The following is a 15,666-nucleotide window of genomic DNA, read 5'->3' as shown; positions in this document are numbered from 1 at the left end:
GCGACCGCCTAGGAAAGTAAAGCCTTCGTACTGGTCTCAGGCACGCAATCGGTGCCCCGCTTCCCTGCGGGGCGTATCACTCACCACTGGTGGCTGTAGCTCACCGTCAGCGTGGTGCCGGGCGCTGGCAGGTGGCTGGCGTTGTTGTTGCTGCGCAGGAGCTGGCTATAGAGCGGGTAGTAGTCGCGGTTGAACAGGTTCTGGATGCCCAGGCTGACCTTGTCCGTCTCGCTCAGGCGGTAGTCGCTGATCAGGTCGACCGTGGTGTAGCCGTCCACGTCGCGGCGGCCGAAGCTGGCCTGGCCATCGAGGCGATAGTCCTTGCTGGCGAAGTAGGTCGCCTGCAGACGGTTGCTCCAGGCTTCGCTGGGGTTGTACTGCAGGTAGGCGGTGAGCTTCAGTGGCGGCACGCGGAAGCCGGTCATGTCGCGCCATTCGCCGTTGTCCGGTTTCTCGCGCCCTTTCATCCAGGTGAAGGTGCCACCTACACCCCAGGTTTCCTCCAGATCCAGCCAGTCGAGGCTGCCTTCGACTCCGTGGATGCGCTCCTCGGTGCGAGTCAGGATCAGGCCGTTATTGAAGCTCTGCACGTCGCCCAGTTTGGAGGTGGTGTAGAACAGCACCAGCGAGCCCTGGGTCTGTTCACCCAGCGCACCGCGCCAGCCCAGTTCGTAGTTGTTGGTCTTCACCGGCTCCAGGTCGGAGGAATCGATATCGAAGCCGCTGCGCGCATTGCGCAGTTGCACGCCGATATCCGGCAGTTGGAAGCCCTGACTGAAGGCCGCGTAGATCTCTTGCCCAGCCACTGGCGAATAGACCACGCCGAAATTGCCGAGCACATCGTCGTAGCGCACCTTGCCGCCATTGACGGTGGCCGGGTTGGCGTTACGGATTTCCGACAGCGGCACGAAGTCGTCGAACTCGGCGGTGGCGTACTCGTAGCGCAGGCCGCCGTCCACCGACCACTGCTCGTTGATGCGGTGCTGCAACTGGGCGAAGGCGCCGGTGCTGATGGTGGTCAGCTCGGGCATGTAGGTCAGCTTGCCGATCTTCTCGAACACCCGGCCACCGCTGGCGTCATAGCGCGCCGCATCGAAGATGTCGAGTGGCATGTCACTGCGCTCGTGGTTGAGGTCGGCGCCCCACACCAGTTCGGTGCTCTCCCCCAGCGGCGTACGCAGGGTGAAGCGGCTGCCGAAGATCTCGCTGTTCTGCATCACCTGGTCGACGAAGCGGCCACGGGTGGCCACGCCGCGTGCATCGAAAGGCGTGAAGCGGGTGAAGTAGTCGCGGTAGTAGAGCTGCGCGGAGAGGCGACTGCCGAGCAGATCCTCGTGGCTGTATTCGAGGTTGGCCAGGGTGTTCCTGATGCGGTTCTGGGTATCGAGCTTGAGGCCATCGAGCGGTTGCGCCGAAACCGAACCCGCTGGCAGCGCATTGACCGACGGATCGGAGGTGTAGTCGCTGTCCTGCTTGGCATCGTAGTGACTCAGCGCCAGCTGGATGCGCTGGTCATCATCGATGCGCAGCCCCAGCTTGCCGCCAATGTTGTAAGTATTGGAGTCGAACAGGTCGCCCTGGCTCGGTTCCGGCGCGATGCGCTGGCCGTCCGCGTCGAACGAGCCGCCGATGTGGCGCACGCCGAAATCGAAGGCATAGTCGACCTGCCCCTGTGCCCCGGACAGATGATGCTGCAGATGGCCACCGAGACTGTCCTTGTCCAGTTGCGTCAGCGAAGAGGTACCGCTCAACGTGGTTTCCGCGCGGCTCTCACCGCCGGCCGGACGCGTGGTGATGTTGACGATGCCACCGGTGGCACCGGCGCCGTAGATCGCACTGCTGCCGTGCACCACCTCGACCCGCTCGATCAGCGCCGGGTCGAGGCTGGCCAGGTTGCGCGAGGAGTCACGGTTGGTGTTCATCGGCACGCCATCGACCAGGATCAGCATGGTGCGGCCACGCAGGGTCTGGCCATAGTCGGTGATGGTGCGGCTGGAATCGGACATGCCCGGCGTGACCTTGGCCAGCAACGTGGCCAGGCTGTCAGAGCCCTGGCGCAACTGCTCCAGCTTGTCACGCTCGATCACGTCGACCTGACGCACCTGCGGCACGAGGCCGCTGGAGGTACGCGAGGCACTCACCTCCAGCGGTGCCAGCTCAAGCGGCGCGGCGACCATGGCGTGCTCCGGCGCCGGCTCGCGGGACACGACGATATAGGTCTGCTCGTCCTGCTGGCGCACCTCCAGGCCACTGCCCTCGAGCAGGTGCTGCAGTGCCTCGGCGGTGTTGTAGCGACCGCGCAGCGCGCCGGCCTGCTTGCCGTCAGCGACATCGCTGGAGAAGAGGATCTGCACGGCGGACTGGCTGGCCAGGGCATTGAGCGACTGTTCGAGCGGCGCGGCAGGCAGGTCGAAATCGACTTCGCTGGCGGCCTGCACCATCGACGACAGGCCCAGCAACAAGCTGCTGGCCAACAGATTAAGGCGCAGTGTCGGGGTTCTCACGTGGGGTCTCCGGGAATGAAAAGAAGGCGTTCCTGGAGATAGCCGCTACAGCGCCGGCAAAACCCTACCTCGCGGTGAAATTATTTTTTCGCCTCGCGCCGGCTCAAGGTCGGCACGCCATCGGCGCCCGTCTTCAATTCCACTGGCAGGATCTTCGGCAGCAGGGCCGGCAGCCCGTCGAGACGTGAGCGCTCGAAGCGTCCGGATACCGGCAGCTCCGCCAGTGTGGCGTCAGCCAGACGCACCTGGATGCCTGCCTGGCGCTGCAGCGCATCGAGCACCTCGCCCAACGGCGTGCGCTCGAATACCAGTTGTCCTTCGACCCAGGCAGCGACAGCGCTGGCATCGGTTCGCAGCGGTGTGCCCAGTTGGCCGGCGCGTACACGCACCTGCTCGCCTGGCGTGAGCAGCAGCGCATCGCCGTGGCCACGGACGGACACCCGTCCTTCGCTCACCGTGACCCGCACATCATCGCCGAGGCGACTGACGTTGTAGCGGGTGCCGACCACGCTGATGCGCGTCGACCCCGCGTCGGTGAAAAAGGGTCGATAGGTCATCGGTGCCACGGCGAACAATGCCTGGCCGGCCTGCAACACAACCCGACGGCTGCGCAGGTGCCAGCTCACATGAATACGGCTGGAGCCATCGAGCGTGACCTGACTGCCATCGGCCAGGGCAATCGTCTGCACCTGCCCCGCCGCGCTGGCATGATCCTCGCTGCGATAGGCCGGGTCGAGCCAGAGCAGGCCACCGGCCAGGGCCAGCGCGGCGGCGAACGCCCCCAGCGTAGCGCCCGGGGAGCGTCGACTTCGCTTGACCGGCGCCGGCAGTGGAAAGCGCGCCTTGAGTGATTCGCGGTGGCGAGCGATGGCATCGTCGGCGGGGATACGTTCGTCCTCGTGTGGCGGCTGGCGGTTCATGGCGTGCCTCGCTCCAACCAGGCCAGGCACTTGCTCATGCCCACGCGCAGGTGCTTTTCCACCGCCTTGAGGGAGATCCCCAACTGCTCGGCAACAGCCTGCTGGGGTAACTCATGGATCTTGTGCATGACGAACACCTGCTGGCAGCGCGGCGGTAACTCGGCGATGGCCGCGCACAGGCGCTCCAGTTCATCGCTCGCCTCGAGGCAGCGCTCCGGCCCCGGAGCCGCGCAGGCCACTTCCGGTAGGAGCGCCTGCTCGTCCACCCACGCCTGGCGCCGCCGCTCGCTGCGATAGTGGCTGACGGCGCGGTCATGGGTGATCTTGCGCAGCAGCGCCAAGGGCACACGCACGCCCTCCTTCTCCGGTGCCTCCAGCAACTGGACGCAGACGTCATGCACCACCTCGCGCGCGGCATGACGATCACCGAAGCGTCGACGCACCGAGTCGACCAGCTCCTCGTAATGACGAGCCAGCACGGCGAGCAGCGAGGTATTGGCGGAGAAATGAGGCAAGCTAATGCTTCACGGGCGATTGAGAGCACGCGAATATAAGTGAGAATACTTTTCAGTTAAAGCTTTTATCCACGCTCTCGCCGCCAACGTATCCCTACCGCTCGCGGATCAGGACGGGCATGAGGAACAGCCATCGATGTGCGTCGACATACGTACCGCCCAGCCAGACGATGCTCCGGCGATCAGCGCGGTGATCGTCACAGCCCTGCGCATCAGTAACGCCAGGGACTACTCCCCCGAGGTGATCGCCCGGGTGGTACAGCACTTCAGCCCCGAGTGCATCGAGGCACTGATCGCGACGCGCCAGGTTCTGGTTGCCATGCAGGATCAGCAACTGCTTGGTACTGCCAGCCTTGACGGGCACGTGGTGAGGTCGGTCTTCGTCGCACCGGACAGCCAAGGCCAGGGCATCGGACGCAGGCTCATGGCAGCGCTGGAGCGCCTTGCTCGCGAGCAAGGCGTCAGCGAATTGCTCGTTCCCTCCTCGCTGACAGCCCAGGGCTTCTATCGGCAGCTCGGCTTCACGGTACTGCGTGAAGTCATCGAGGGCGACGAGCGCACCTTGGTCATGGCGCGCCAACTGCCGCCGCTTGCAGCTAGCTGAGGACACCGCCGGGGGTAGCCTGTGTCTGCATGGCAGCAGGCTGATTGCGTGTCTCCGGCATGCCCAGCCACAGCAGCAGGAACGCCAAGGCGGCGATACCGGCCAGGGTCATGAATGCCGCATCGTAGCCGGCGCCCTGCACAACCAACCCGGCCAGGCCGGGGCTCAGCGCGGCGCCAAGACCGAAGGCGGTGGACAACGCCCCGAGGCTGACGTTGAAGCGCCCGGTGCCCTGGGTCAGATCCTTGACCACGATGGGCAGCAGCGCGCCGAACAGCCCGGCGCCGATGCCGTCGAGCAACTGCACGGCCACCAGCCAGTAGGGATCATCGGACAGGGTATAGAGCGCACCGCGCAACGGCAGGATCAGAAAACCGGCCATCAGCAGCGGCTTGCGCCCCCAGCGGTCAGCCTTGAGCCCCACCAGCATGGCCATCGGCACCATCACCAGTTGCGCCGCGACGATGCAGGCCGAGGTCAGCGGCGTGGCCATCTGCAGGTTGATCGCCGACAGTTTCTGGCTGACCAGCGGCAGCATGGCGGCGTTGGCCAGATGGAACAGCGCGCAGCACAGGGCGAAGATCAGCAGCGGCCGGCTGCTCAGCAACACCTGCCAACCTGAAGCCTGCTCGTGAGGCAACTGCGGCACGAAACCACGGGCCACCTCATGGTCGATGGCGCGAGCCGACACCCGGCTGACGGCGAGGATGCTGCCGACCGTCATCGCCGCCATCAGATAGAACACCGCGACCGGGCCGAACAGGTAGGCGAAACCTCCGGCCAGCAATGCGGAACAGGCGTTGCCAGCATGGTTGAAGCTCTCGTTGCGCCCAATGCGCCGAGTGAAGGCCGCAGGGCCGGTGATGCCGAGCGAGATCGCCGCGATGGCCGGCGCGAACACCGAACCGGCAATGGCACTGATGGTCTGCGTCGCCGCCACCCAGCCGAAGTCGGTCAACCAGGGCAACAGCAGGCAACTGCCGGTTACCAGCAGCGCCGCGACGACCACCACCGCGCGCTTCGCCGTCGTCCTGTCGATCAGCGCGCCGGCCGGCGTTTGCGTCAGCAAGGCGCTGATACCGGTCAGGCTCATCACCAGGCCAATGCTGGCCGGCTCCCACTTGTGCACGGCCAGCAGGTAGATCGCCAGGTAAGGGCCCAGGCCATCGCGTACATCGGCGAGGAAGAAGTTGAGCCAGTCCAGAGAGAGGGCGTTACGCCGGTCGTAATGGCTGTTATCCAATTGAAGACGCTCGCAGGGCAGGAGTTGGAGGAAGCGATGATTCATAGAGTCGAATCGCCCGCTTCGGTGCCCTGCCCGCCGCGAATTTTGCGCGCTCGTCAGCAAGCGAGACGAACGGCATCGAATTTGCTCAGCAGCGGGTATCCGACACGACCTGCCTGGGAGGCAACATGAAAGTCGAAACTGGAGCCACGAACCTCTTCAGTAGCCAACGTACGCAAACTCACGCCAACAAAAGTGACGGCCAATCGAACGCGTTCGCCAATATCCTCGCGGAAAAAATGCAGGCCGCCCCCGGCAAGTCAGCTTCCGCCACAGCCGGCGACAGCGACGTGGGCAAGCAGTACGACTTCACCCATATGTCACGCAACGAGTTGCTCGAAAAGGTGAATGGCCTGATCCAAAGCGGTGACCTCACGCTCGACGACACTACCTCGTTGCTGGGTTTCATGGGCTCGTCGCCCTTGCTCAAGGTCGACTATGACGGGCTGCCGCTGGAAAACGGCGATGTGCCGATGAACGTCTTCGAGCAGATCAAGGCGAGCATGGAAGGCGCACGCTCACGCAACGAAACCGGTAGCGTTGAAGGCTTGCAACGAGCGCTCGACGCGCTGATGAAGTTCCAGAAGAGCAACATCGCAGTACAGGCCTGATCGACCACGCGGTGAGCACAACGGCATGGATTCGCCGCCCGACGGCAGCGATTGGCCAGTAGATGGGGAAGTTTTGCCGCCACAGTCAGCCACGGCTGACAGTCGCACTGACGAAAAAAGGGCCGCAACGCCAGGTATTGCGGCCCTTTTTCATCCTACCGAGCGGCTCAGTACTGCAGTTGCCCCGGTACCCAGTTGGTGCCGGCCAGCGGTACGCGGGCCATGGCGGCAGCTTCCACGGTCAGGGCCACCAGATCCTCGGGGTCGAGGTTGTGCAAGTGCGACTTGCCACAGGCGCGGGCCATGGTCTGCGCTTCCAGCACCAGCACCCGCAGGTAGTTGGCCAGGCGGCGGCCGGCGGCGACCGGGTCGAGGCGCTTGGACAGCTCCGGGTCCTGGGTGGTGATACCGGCCGGGTCGCGGCCGTTCTGCCAGTCGTCGTAGTAGCCGGCGGCCGAGCCGATGGCTTTCAGTTCCTCGTCCAGACGTGGGTGGTTGTCACCCAACGCGATCAGCGCGGCGGTGCCGATGGCCACCGCATCAGCGCCCATGGCCATGGCCTTGGCCACGTCGGCGCCGGTGCGGATGCCGCCGGAGACGATCAGTTGCACCTTACGGTGCATGTCCATCTCCTGCAGGGCCTGCACGGCTTGCGGGATGGCTGAGAGAATCGGGATGCCGACGTGCTCGATGAACACTTCCTGGGTCGCCGCAGTGCCGCCCTGCATGCCGTCGAGCACGATCACATCAGCACCGGCCTTAACTGCCAGCTTGACGTCGTAGTACGGACGACTAGCGCCGATCTTCACGTAGATGGGCTTTTCCCAGTCGGTGATTTCGCGGATCTCGGCGATCTTGATCGCCAGGTCGTCCGGGCCGGTCCAGTCCGGGTGACGGCAGGCGCTGCGCTGGTCGACGCCAATCGGCAGGGTGCGCATGCCGGCGACGCGCTCGGTGACCTTCATGCCCAGCAGCATGCCGCCACCGCCCGGCTTGGCGCCCTGGCCAAGGACGATCTCGATGGCATCGGCCTTGCGCAGGTCGTCCGGGTTCATGCCGTAGCGCGACGGCAGGTACTGGTAAACCAGGTTCTGCGACTGGCCACGCTCTTCCGGGGTCATACCGCCGTCACCGGTGGTGGTGCTGGTGCCGGCGATGGTGGCGCCACGGCCGAGGGCTTCCTTGGCCTGCGCCGACAGTGCGCCGAAACTCATGCCGGCAATGGTCACCGGGATCTTCAGGTGGATCGGCTTCTTGGCGAAGCGGTTGCCCAGCACCACGTCGGTGCCGCACTTCTCGCGGTAGCCTTCCAGCGGGTAGCGCGACATGGAGGCGCCGAGCAGCAGCAGGTCGTCGAAGTGCGGCAGCTTGCGCTTGGTGCCGCCGCCACGGATGTCATAGATGCCGGTCTCGGCGGCACGCTGGATTTCCTGGATGGACAGGCGGTCGAAGGTGGCGGACTCGCGCAGCACCGGGGTGATTTTTTCGCTCATTGCAAATTCCTCTTCGGGCAGGGTGCGCGATCAGTACGCCGAGGCGTTGTCGACCTTGAAGTTGTACAGCTGACGGGCCGAGCCGTAGCGCTTGAAGCTGGCCGGGTCTTCGTCGAAGCCGGCGCGGTTGAGCAGTTCGGCCAGTTCTTCCAGGTGCTCGGGGCGCATGTCCTTCTCGATGCAGTCCGAGCCCAGCGACTTGACCGTGCCCTTGACGTAGATGCGCGTCTCGTAGAGCGAATCGCCCAGCGCGTCACCGGCATCGCCGCACACCACCAAGCGCCCGGCCTGGCCCATGAAGCAGCTCATGTGACCGATGCTGCCGCCGACGACGATGTCGACACCCTTCATCGAGATGCCGCAACGCGCGCCGGCGTCGCCTTCGATCACCAGCAGGCCGCCATGGGCGGTGGCGCCGGCCGCCTGCGAGGCGCTGCCCTTGATGCGCACCATGCCGCTCATCATGTTCTCAGCGACGCCGACACCGACGTTGCCGTGGATGGTGACGCTGGCCTTCTGGTTCATGCCGGCGCAGTAGTAGCCGGCGTGGCCGTCGATCTCCACGCTCAGCGCTTCGTTCAGGCCCACGGCGAGGTTGTGCTTGCCGCCCGGGTTGCTCACCACCCACTCGCGCTCGGTGAGGGTCTTGGCCTGCTCGTGCAGGGCCTGGTTCAGGTCGCGCACGGTGGCGCTGGAAAGGTCGATGGTTTTCATGATCGTGTCTCCAAAAAATAGAGAGTCGAATTCAGGCCGTCGCGAGCGCGCCGAGTGCAAGGAAGAACCGCAGCGAGCCGCGAGACAGTACGAGTAGTACGGCGAGCGGAGCGCGAGGATCTGACGCAGCAATCGGTGTGCGCAGCAGGCCTGGAGCGACTCAGGCGCTGCGTTCCCAGATATACATGGTGGCCGGTTCCGGCTCCCACACCTTGGCCTTGTCGATGCCCGGCAGGGTCGACAGGGCCTGGTATTCGGAGGCCATGGCCACGTAGTCGTCGGTCTCGGCGAGGATCGCCGGCTTGCAGGCAATCGGGTCGCGGATCACCGCGAAGCCGTCGCGGGTGCCGATGGCGAAGGTGAAGAAGCCATCGAGGTCTTCCAGCGAATGGTCGAGCGCTTCCTTGAGTGAATCGCCCTGGCGCAGGCGCCAGGTCAGGTAGCCGGCGGCCACCTCGGTGTCATTCTCAGTTTCGAACTCGATGCCGTGGCGGCGCAGTTCCTGGCGCAGACGGAAGTGGTTGGACAGCGAGCCGTTATGCACCAGGCACAGATCCTGGCCGGTGGAGAATGGGTGGCTGCCCTCCATGGTCACCGCACTCTCGGTGGCCATGCGGGTGTGGCCAATGATGTGGCTGCCCTTCATCTTGGCCAGCGAGAAGCGCTCGGAGATTTCCTTCGGCAGGCCCATGCCCTTGAGGATCTCGATGCTCTGGCCGACGCTCATCACGCGCACGGCCGGCGCAAGCTCGGCGAGCACGGCACGTACCGCCGCCTCGTCGGCATTGGTCTTGAGCACGGCGGCGCTGGCGTTCTGGAACCAGTCCAGCGAGCAGCCCAGGCGGCCTTCCAGCTCGCCCATCAGGGTCTTGAAGTCATAACCGGCTGTGGTGCTCTGCAGGGTCAGCTTGATCCAGCCGTCCTTCACCTCGTCGCCGTAGATGGCGAAGCCGGCGCTGTCCGGGCCACGGTCGGTCATGGCCAGCAGCATGGGTTCGAAGAGCGCGCCGAGCTGGTTTTCCAGCGCCGGGTTCTTCAGGTACAGACCTACGATTCCACACATAAAAAAGTCCTCATCACCTCCCTTTGGGGAGGCTCGTTCAGGGGCGTTGGCGTGTGCCCGCGCGGGCGGGCGTTCGGCTAGAAGAATTCGGTGTAGCGCTCGATTTCCCAGTCGGAGACGTGGCGGCTGTACTCGACCCACTCCATGCGCTTGAGCTTGAGGAATTCGTCGACGATCTCGGCGCCGAGCACCTCGCGGAACAATGGGTCGGCCTGCAGCGCATCACAGGCTTCCTTGAGCGATTGCGGCAGGGTGTCGATGCCGCGTGCGGCGATCTCCTCCAGGCTGAGCTTGTAGAGGTTCTCGTTGCAGGCCTTGCCCGGATCGAGCTGGCGGTCGATGCCGTCGAGGCCGGCGGCGATGATCGCGGCAGTGACCAGATAGGGGTTGCAGCCGGCGTCCGGCAGGCGGAACTCGATGCGCCCGTAGGGGATGCGCAGCATCGCCGAGCGGTTGTTGTCGCCGTAGGCGATGAAAGCCGGTGCCCAGGTCGCGCCGGACAGCGAACGACCGACGACCAGGCGCTTGTAGGAATTCACTGTCGGTGCGGCGAAGGCGCACAGCGCCGGACCATGCGCCAGCAGGCCGCCAAGGAAGTGATAGGCCAGCTTGGACAGGCCCATGCCGCTCGGGTCGCTGGCGTCATGGAACAGGTTCTTGCTGGTGCCGTTGCCGATCGACAGGTGGAAGTGCATACCGTTGCCGGCGCGACGCGGATCCGGCTTGGGCATGAACGAGCAGATCATGCCCAGGTCGTTGGCGATCTCGCCGGCGGCCATGCGGAAGAAGGTGAAGCGATCAGCCGACTCCATGGCATCGCTGTAGGTGTAGTTGATCTCGAACTGGCCGCAGGCGTCCTCGTGGTCGATCTGATAGATGTCGAAGCCGACCGGCTGCAGCGCCTCGGTGAGCTTTTCCAGGAACACGCGCGAACGCGACAGGCCCTTGTAGTCGTAGCAGGGCTTCTCCAGCTTGTCGCTGGCATCGACCGGCACCAGCTTGCCCTCGGCATCGCGGCGGAACAGGCTGAATTCCGGCTCCAGGCCGGTGTTCAGCGTCCAGCCCCGATCCGTCAGGCGCTGCACCTGCTGTTGCAATACATAGCGGGTGTCGTAGGGATGCGGCTGGCCGTTGACATGGCCGACGCACACCACGCGTCCATAACCTGGCTGCCAGGGCACCGGCATCAACGTGGACAGATCGCCGCGCGCCATGAAGTCAGGGCCGTGCGGCTCCATACCCATGCCCCAGATGGCGAACCCGGCGAAGCCGGCGCCCTCCTCGGCCACCGCCTTGAGGCCAGACACCGGCACCGACTTGGTCTTGGCCGCACCGTGGATATCGACGAACTGGGCCAGCACGTACTTGATGCCGTGCTGGTCGATGATTTTCTGGGTTTCGCTGGGCAACATGGTTGGGGCCTCCGGTGGCGTCGCCATTATTCCGCTAGGGAATTTTAATTTCCCCAAAAGAAATGCAAGCAGCTTGCCAACTGAGTAACCCAGCCCCTCTCAAGGCGCAAACCCGCGTCTTTCTTCTATCTGAGGAGGAAAAATGCTTTCATACGAGGAAATTCCCACGGTGAAAATGCACCGAAGCAAGGCATCCCGCACATTCCTGGTGCGAATTTTTTATTCATAGGAAGACAAAAGCGCGCATGACGACCTCGACGGAAACTCCTCCCCGCCTCAAGCTCGAGCAGTACCTGGGCATGCAGATTCGCCGCCAGCGCCAGGCCCAGGAATTGAAGATCGCCGACGTGGCACGCATTGCCGGGATCAGCCAGGGCATGCTGAGCAAGATCGAGAACGCCCAGGTTTCCACCAGCCTCGACACCCTCAGCCGTCTGTGCGACGTGCTCGGCATGCCCATGTCCAAGCTGTTCAGTCAGTACGACCAGCAAGGTGGCAGCGCCCTGCTGGTGAAGGCCGGCGAAGGCCTCGAAGTGGTGCGTCGTGGCACCGACAAGGGTCATACCTATCGTCTGCTCAACCACACCCGTGGGCCGAAGAAGAGCTTCGAGGCTTATATGGTCAGCATGGACGACGCCAGCGAGGAGTTCCCCACCTTCGCCCACCCCGGCACCGAGTTCCTCCACCTGCTCGAAGGCGAACTGGTGTACCGCCACGGCAACCAGCTCTACCCGATGCAGGCCGGCGACAGCCTGACCTTCGACGGCGAAGTGCCGCACGGGCCAGAGAAGCTGGTGAAAGTGCCGATCCGCCTGCTGTCGATCATGAACTACGGGGCGGATTGAGCCGGCCATGCAGTCGCCCCAAGCTTTAAGGCATGGGCTGTCTGTCCGCGATCACACTGGAAACGCTTGACTTAGAGCGCGCTCGAACCTCTAGGCTGCCCTCATGGAAACGCATCTGAGCATCGACGAAGTCGCCAAACGCACGGGCTTGACGGCCCACACCCTGCGCTATTACGAGCGCATCCGGCTAATCGCGCCAATCGGCCGGGCAGCCGGAGGGCAACGCCGTTATGCGGCATCGGACATGGTCTGGATCGAATTCCTGCTGCGCTTGCGAACCACGCGCATGCCTATCGGCAAGATGCAGACGTTCGCAAAGCTACGCGGCGCTGGGGACTCGACGGTCAAGGATCGTCGCCAGATGCTGGAAGGACATTTAACGCAAGTCCTTGCAGAAATCGAGGCGATGCAACAGGCCGCGAACGCACTGCAAAGCAAGATCGAGCACTACCGCTCGCTCGAGCAGTCCTCGGCGCCGGACTTACCCTCCGATCAAGGACATGCCGATGAATACCCAAGATGATCGCTACGCCCGCGGGCTCGCCAAACTGCAGGAAATAGACGGCCAAGCCGGTGAGGCCGTGCTGGATAGCCTGGCCGATATCGCCCCGGACTTCGCCCGCTACCTGATCGAATTCCCCTTCGGTGACATCTATTCCCGTCCCGGCCTGGATTTGAAAAGCCGGGAAATCGCCGTGGTCGCGGCGCTGACCGCGCTCGGCAATGCCGCCCCGCAGCTCAAGGTGCATATCCAGGGAGCGCTCAATGTCGGCGTCAGCCGCAGCGAAGTCGTCGAGACCATCATGCAGATGGCGGTCTATGCCGGCTTCCCTGCAGCCCTCAATGGCCTGGCGGCGGCCAGGGAGGTCTTCGCGCTGGCAGAACCAGCGCGCTGATCGGCGCCATGCAGGGCCTCCGATCAACGCCAGCCTGAGATACCCCAGTTCTAGGCCCGCTCGGTTTCCCGCAGTTGCTGGCTCAGGCCGTCGCAACTGCTCGACCACTCCAGCAGCCACTGTGGCAAGGGTGGCGACCGCTCATCCAGGCCGAGTTCACGGGCGAATTCGGCGGGAGCCACATTGCCCTTCGGCCCACGGAACAGCCCGCGCATGACCACCACGGCGATGACCCGCTGATCCTTGACGAAACGGTGCTCGACGAAGCTCCACTTGTCGTCCCAGCCGAGCATGCGCGTATGGATCTCGAAGCGCTCGAACAGCTTCAGTTCACGGCGGAACTTGCCACACACATCACCGACGACGGGCCGCGCGCGGTGGCGCAGGGCCACGTGAAAGGCGCCGCTGCGCAGCACGTAATCCATGCGCCCGACATCGGCCAGGGTGAAATAACGACCATTGGTGACGTGCCGGTTGAAGTCCAGATCCAGCGGCCAGACCCGCAGGCGCACCACGGTGGTGGCGAGCCCTGGCACCGGCCGCCGCCAGGGACGGCGCAGCAACATCAGCAAGAGGCGAAACCAGAGGTTCATACGACAAGCACCTGTTTGAATGACGAGGGCCGCACTCTAAGCAGCGAGCTTGCGCTAAGGTAGGTGCAGAAATGACCAATACCATGCTGATTACGCAATGGAGTGTCCATGCACGTCACCTTGCTGCTGGCCGAACATAGCTCACTGGCCAGCGCCGCCCTGGCCCTGGAGGTGCTGGATGCGGCCAATCGCTTCGCCCTGCCGGCCGCGCCGCCCTTCCGTCTCAGCGTGGCGTCGCTGGACGGCCAGCCGGTGACCAGCGCCCTGGGCCGCAGCATGCCGGTGGACATGGCGCTGGACGCGGTGGCGAAAACCGACCTGGTGTTGATCCCCGGCTTTCTCTTCAGCCTGCGCGAGGCGCTGCCAGGGTTCGAGCGCCATGCCGGCTGGCTACGCCATCAGCATGCACAGGGGGCCGTCGTCGCCTCAATGTGCACAGCCACCTTCATGCTGGCCGAGGCGGGCCTGCTCGACCGTGTCGAAGCCACCACCCATTGGGCCTTCGCCGGCCTGCTGCGACGTCGCTACCCTGAAGCTCGCGTGGACGAGCGGCGCATTCTCTGCGAGGACGGCCGGGTGATCACCAGTGCCGGCGCCAGTGCGGCGATGGACTTGCTGCTGCACCTGATCCGCCGCTTCGCCTCGCGCGAGCTGGCGCAGCAATGCAGCCGCTACCTGCTGATCGACAACGTGCGCAGCGAGCAGTCCGTCTACATCAGTTGGTCGCTGCCACGCAGCCATGGCGACGAAGCGATTCTGCGCGTGCAGGACTGGATGGAGGCGCACTTCACCGAGCCGTGCAGCATCGACGAGTTGGCCACGCGCTTCGGTTTCGGTGTGCGCAACTTCAAGCGCCGCTTCAAGGACGCCACCGGTCACGCGCCGTTGGCCTATCTGCAGGCCTTGCGCCTGGAGAAGGCCAAGGAGTTGCTGGAAGCCACCCGCCTGAGCATCGAGACGATCACCAGCCGGGTGGGCTACGAGGACAGCAACTCGTTCCGCCGCCTGTTCTGCCAGCGGGTCGGCGTGTCCCCGGCCGCCTTTCGCAAGCGCTTCCAGCGCGTCACGCCGGGGACGTGAGCGAGTGCCCTGCCCGTTCCGCGTGCAGCGCCTGGAGAAACTCGGCCGCCAGGTGATGCGCCCAGGGGCGCGCGGTGAAGCCTGCCAGGTAGGCGCAGTGACTGCCACGTGCGGTGACCGCCAATATCGTACGCGGCATGTTGGCCATGGCCTGCTGGTGATCCTGCACGTTGTCCAGCACGCATACGGGGTCGTCCTCGGCGTTGAGCACCAGCAGTGGAATGCTCACCTTCTCTATCACCGATATCGGGTTGCAGTTTTCGAGAAAGGCCTGGTGGCTGGAGTAACCCGCGCATTCGTACAGGTGCCGGTGGAACTCTTCGAGGCTTTGCGCGCCTTCCAGCGCCGCGAAGCTCGGCAGATGAGCCAGGGTTTCGCGGTTCGGCGTGACGAACTGGCGCACCAGCTTGCGCGCCATCAACCGGGTGAAGGGCGCGCGCGAGCGGGCGAAGGCGACACTGATGTCGTAGCCCGGGCAATAGACGAACGCACCGCGCAGCGGCGTATCCTCACCCTGCTCGCCGAGGTAGCGGATCAGCAGGCCGGTGCCGGCCGAGATACCTGCGCCGTACAAGGTTGAATGCGGATAGCGCTCGGCAATCAGGCGCAACTGCTCGCGAAGATCCTCGGTGTCGCCCATGGTGTTGAAGCGTGCGCTGGTCAGCGCCAGCTCGCCATGGCCACGCCGCTGGCACAAGACCACGCGCCACCCGGTCAGCCGCTGCAGGTCACGCATGAAGCCGCGCATGCTGTGCGGCGAGCCGGTGATGGTGTGCAGCACCACCAGTGTCGGCACCTCGCCGGGCAGGTCGGCGCCCAGCCAGTGCAGCGCCGTGGTGCCGCCATCGGCCATGCGCAGGGTGTCCACTCGGTCGTAGCGCAGGCGCCTGCAGAAGGCCTTCGTCAGCCCCAGCCCGAGCAGTTGCAGGTGGCCATTGAACAGCCAGGGCGTCACCCAGAAGCGCCGACTCAGGCGCGGCACCTGGGCAAGCAGGTGGCGGTTTTCCGGATTGTCCTGATAGCTCAACTGTGGCCTGAGCGCTGCCGTGCGCAGGTAGTGAAAAGCGAGCCCGATGACGAACACGGCAACGAGGATGATCCAGAGCGACATAGGCGTCCTTGAACAGGTGA

At 64.6% G+C, this 15,666-nt stretch carries 16 protein-coding genes; 6 read left to right on the top strand and 10 right to left on the bottom strand.

The annotated features are described in order from the left end of the window. Nucleotides 1–80: 80 nt before the first annotated feature. From ACODS1_RS09630 to ACODS1_RS09620, 3 genes are all read right to left on the bottom strand, one after another. Entirely contained in the window at nt 81–2,504 is a 2,424-nt protein-coding gene (locus ACODS1_RS09630; RefSeq protein ID WP_489085470.1) for a TonB-dependent receptor, read from the bottom strand. 80 nt (nt 2,505–2,584) lie between these two features. Then, the gene (locus ACODS1_RS09625; protein ID WP_489085469.1) at nt 2,585–3,424 is read right to left on the bottom strand and encodes a FecR family protein; all 840 of its coding nucleotides are present in this window, start codon (nt 3,422–3,424) and stop codon (nt 2,585–2,587) included. Beyond that, on the bottom strand, nt 3,421–3,939 hold the full coding sequence (locus tag ACODS1_RS09620; protein ID WP_489085468.1) for an RNA polymerase sigma factor: 519 nt from the start codon (nt 3,937–3,939) through the stop codon (nt 3,421–3,423). The genes ACODS1_RS09625 and ACODS1_RS09620 overlap by 4 nt, the downstream gene beginning before the upstream one ends. Nucleotides 3,940–4,075: 136 nt before the next feature. On the opposite strand from ACODS1_RS09620, the gene ACODS1_RS09615 reads away from it, so the two are divergent. Further along, nucleotides 4,076–4,543 carry a GNAT family N-acetyltransferase gene (locus ACODS1_RS09615; protein ID WP_489085467.1) on the top strand — a complete coding sequence of 156 codons (468 nt, stop codon included), beginning with the start codon at nt 4,076–4,078 and terminating at the stop codon, nt 4,541–4,543. Here ACODS1_RS09615 and ACODS1_RS09610 read toward each other — a convergent pair. Then, nucleotides 4,536–5,831 (bottom strand): MFS transporter, encoded by a 1,296-nt coding sequence (locus ACODS1_RS09610; protein WP_489085466.1) that lies wholly within the window; start codon nt 5,829–5,831, stop codon nt 4,536–4,538. The genes ACODS1_RS09615 and ACODS1_RS09610 overlap by 8 nt on opposite strands. Before the next feature lie 125 nt (nt 5,832–5,956). Between ACODS1_RS09610 and ACODS1_RS09605 the strand changes: the two genes are divergently transcribed. Beyond that, nucleotides 5,957–6,439, top strand: coding sequence for a hypothetical protein (locus ACODS1_RS09605; protein WP_489085465.1), 483 nt, complete (start codon nt 5,957–5,959; stop codon nt 6,437–6,439). Between the two features lie 167 nt (nt 6,440–6,606). Here the strand turns inward: ACODS1_RS09605 and ACODS1_RS09600 are convergent, their stop codons facing one another. The 4 genes from ACODS1_RS09600 to glnT all read right to left on the bottom strand — a co-directional run bounded on the left by ACODS1_RS09600 (nt 6,607) and on the right by glnT (nt 11,121). Next, complete coding sequence (locus tag ACODS1_RS09600) at nt 6,607–7,932, bottom strand: FMN-binding glutamate synthase family protein (protein WP_489085464.1); 1,326 nt, start codon at nt 7,930–7,932, stop codon at nt 6,607–6,609. 30 nt (nt 7,933–7,962) lie between these two features. Next, nucleotides 7,963–8,646: a GltB/FmdC/FwdC-like GXGXG domain-containing protein gene (locus tag ACODS1_RS09595; protein ID WP_119693163.1), complete on the bottom strand. Its 684-nt coding sequence runs from the start codon at nt 8,644–8,646 to the stop codon at nt 7,963–7,965. 160 nt (nt 8,647–8,806) lie between these two features. Continuing rightward, complete coding sequence (locus ACODS1_RS09590; RefSeq protein WP_489085463.1) at nt 8,807–9,709, bottom strand: class II glutamine amidotransferase; 903 nt, start codon at nt 9,707–9,709, stop codon at nt 8,807–8,809. 77 nt (nt 9,710–9,786) lie between these two features. After that, nucleotides 9,787–11,121: a type III glutamate--ammonia ligase gene (gene glnT, locus ACODS1_RS09585; RefSeq protein WP_037003220.1), complete on the bottom strand. Its 1,335-nt coding sequence runs from the start codon at nt 11,119–11,121 to the stop codon at nt 9,787–9,789. 245 nt (nt 11,122–11,366) lie between these two features. Here glnT and ACODS1_RS09580 point away from each other — a divergent pair, with 245 nt between their 5' ends. From ACODS1_RS09580 to ACODS1_RS09570, 3 genes are all read left to right on the top strand, one after another. Beyond that, on the top strand, nt 11,367–11,966 hold the full coding sequence (locus tag ACODS1_RS09580) for a helix-turn-helix domain-containing protein (protein ID WP_322981381.1): 600 nt from the start codon (nt 11,367–11,369) through the stop codon (nt 11,964–11,966). A gap of 103 nt (nt 11,967–12,069) precedes the next feature. Beyond that, nucleotides 12,070–12,489, top strand: coding sequence for a MerR family transcriptional regulator (locus tag ACODS1_RS09575; protein WP_489085462.1), 420 nt, complete (start codon nt 12,070–12,072; stop codon nt 12,487–12,489). Next, entirely contained in the window at nt 12,467–12,862 is a 396-nt protein-coding gene (locus ACODS1_RS09570; protein WP_489085461.1) for a carboxymuconolactone decarboxylase family protein, read from the top strand. The genes ACODS1_RS09575 and ACODS1_RS09570 overlap by 23 nt, the downstream gene beginning before the upstream one ends. A gap of 50 nt (nt 12,863–12,912) precedes the next feature. Here the strand turns inward: ACODS1_RS09570 and ACODS1_RS09565 are convergent, their stop codons facing one another. Then, nucleotides 12,913–13,455, bottom strand: coding sequence for a thioesterase family protein (locus ACODS1_RS09565; protein ID WP_489085460.1), 543 nt, complete (start codon nt 13,453–13,455; stop codon nt 12,913–12,915). A gap of 108 nt (nt 13,456–13,563) precedes the next feature. Here ACODS1_RS09565 and ACODS1_RS09560 point away from each other — a divergent pair, with 108 nt between their 5' ends. Beyond that, nucleotides 13,564–14,535: a GlxA family transcriptional regulator gene (locus tag ACODS1_RS09560; RefSeq protein ID WP_489085459.1), complete on the top strand. Its 972-nt coding sequence runs from the start codon at nt 13,564–13,566 to the stop codon at nt 14,533–14,535. Here ACODS1_RS09560 and ACODS1_RS09555 read toward each other — a convergent pair. Next, nucleotides 14,519–15,646: a YheT family hydrolase gene (locus tag ACODS1_RS09555; RefSeq protein ID WP_489085458.1), complete on the bottom strand. Its 1,128-nt coding sequence runs from the start codon at nt 15,644–15,646 to the stop codon at nt 14,519–14,521. The genes ACODS1_RS09560 and ACODS1_RS09555 overlap by 17 nt on opposite strands. Between the last annotated feature and the right edge of the window lie 20 nt (nt 15,647–15,666).

It is taken from the genome of Pseudomonas sp. FG29, from assembly GCF_057809355.1.
The sequence above is the reverse complement of the archived record's forward strand: the minus strand, read 5'-3'. Positions and strand labels throughout refer to the sequence as shown.

Excerpts from the sequence above, each read along its gene's own strand:
- ACODS1_RS09625 (WP_489085469.1), bottom strand. The coding sequence starts at position 3,424 with ATGAACCGCCAGCCGCCACACGAGGACGAACGTATCCCCGCCGACGAT.
- ACODS1_RS09615 (WP_489085467.1), top strand. The coding sequence starts at position 4,076 with ATGTGCGTCGACATACGTACCGCCCAGCCAGACGATGCTCCGGCGATC.
- ACODS1_RS09610 (WP_489085466.1), bottom strand. The coding sequence starts at position 5,831 with ATGAATCATCGCTTCCTCCAACTCCTGCCCTGCGAGCGTCTTCAATTG.
- ACODS1_RS09605 (WP_489085465.1), top strand. The coding sequence starts at position 5,957 with ATGAAAGTCGAAACTGGAGCCACGAACCTCTTCAGTAGCCAACGTACG.
- ACODS1_RS09600 (WP_489085464.1), bottom strand. The coding sequence starts at position 7,932 with ATGAGCGAAAAAATCACCCCGGTGCTGCGCGAGTCCGCCACCTTCGAC.
- ACODS1_RS09595 (WP_119693163.1), bottom strand. The coding sequence starts at position 8,646 with ATGAAAACCATCGACCTTTCCAGCGCCACCGTGCGCGACCTGAACCAG.
- ACODS1_RS09590 (WP_489085463.1), bottom strand. The coding sequence starts at position 9,709 with ATGTGTGGAATCGTAGGTCTGTACCTGAAGAACCCGGCGCTGGAAAAC.
- glnT (WP_037003220.1), bottom strand. The coding sequence starts at position 11,121 with ATGTTGCCCAGCGAAACCCAGAAAATCATCGACCAGCACGGCATCAAG.
- ACODS1_RS09580 (WP_322981381.1), top strand. The coding sequence starts at position 11,367 with ATGACGACCTCGACGGAAACTCCTCCCCGCCTCAAGCTCGAGCAGTAC.
- ACODS1_RS09575 (WP_489085462.1), top strand. The coding sequence starts at position 12,070 with ATGGAAACGCATCTGAGCATCGACGAAGTCGCCAAACGCACGGGCTTG.
- ACODS1_RS09570 (WP_489085461.1), top strand. The coding sequence starts at position 12,467 with ATGCCGATGAATACCCAAGATGATCGCTACGCCCGCGGGCTCGCCAAA.
- ACODS1_RS09565 (WP_489085460.1), bottom strand. The coding sequence starts at position 13,455 with ATGAACCTCTGGTTTCGCCTCTTGCTGATGTTGCTGCGCCGTCCCTGG.
- ACODS1_RS09560 (WP_489085459.1), top strand. The coding sequence starts at position 13,564 with ATGCACGTCACCTTGCTGCTGGCCGAACATAGCTCACTGGCCAGCGCC.
- ACODS1_RS09555 (WP_489085458.1), bottom strand. The coding sequence starts at position 15,646 with ATGTCGCTCTGGATCATCCTCGTTGCCGTGTTCGTCATCGGGCTCGCT.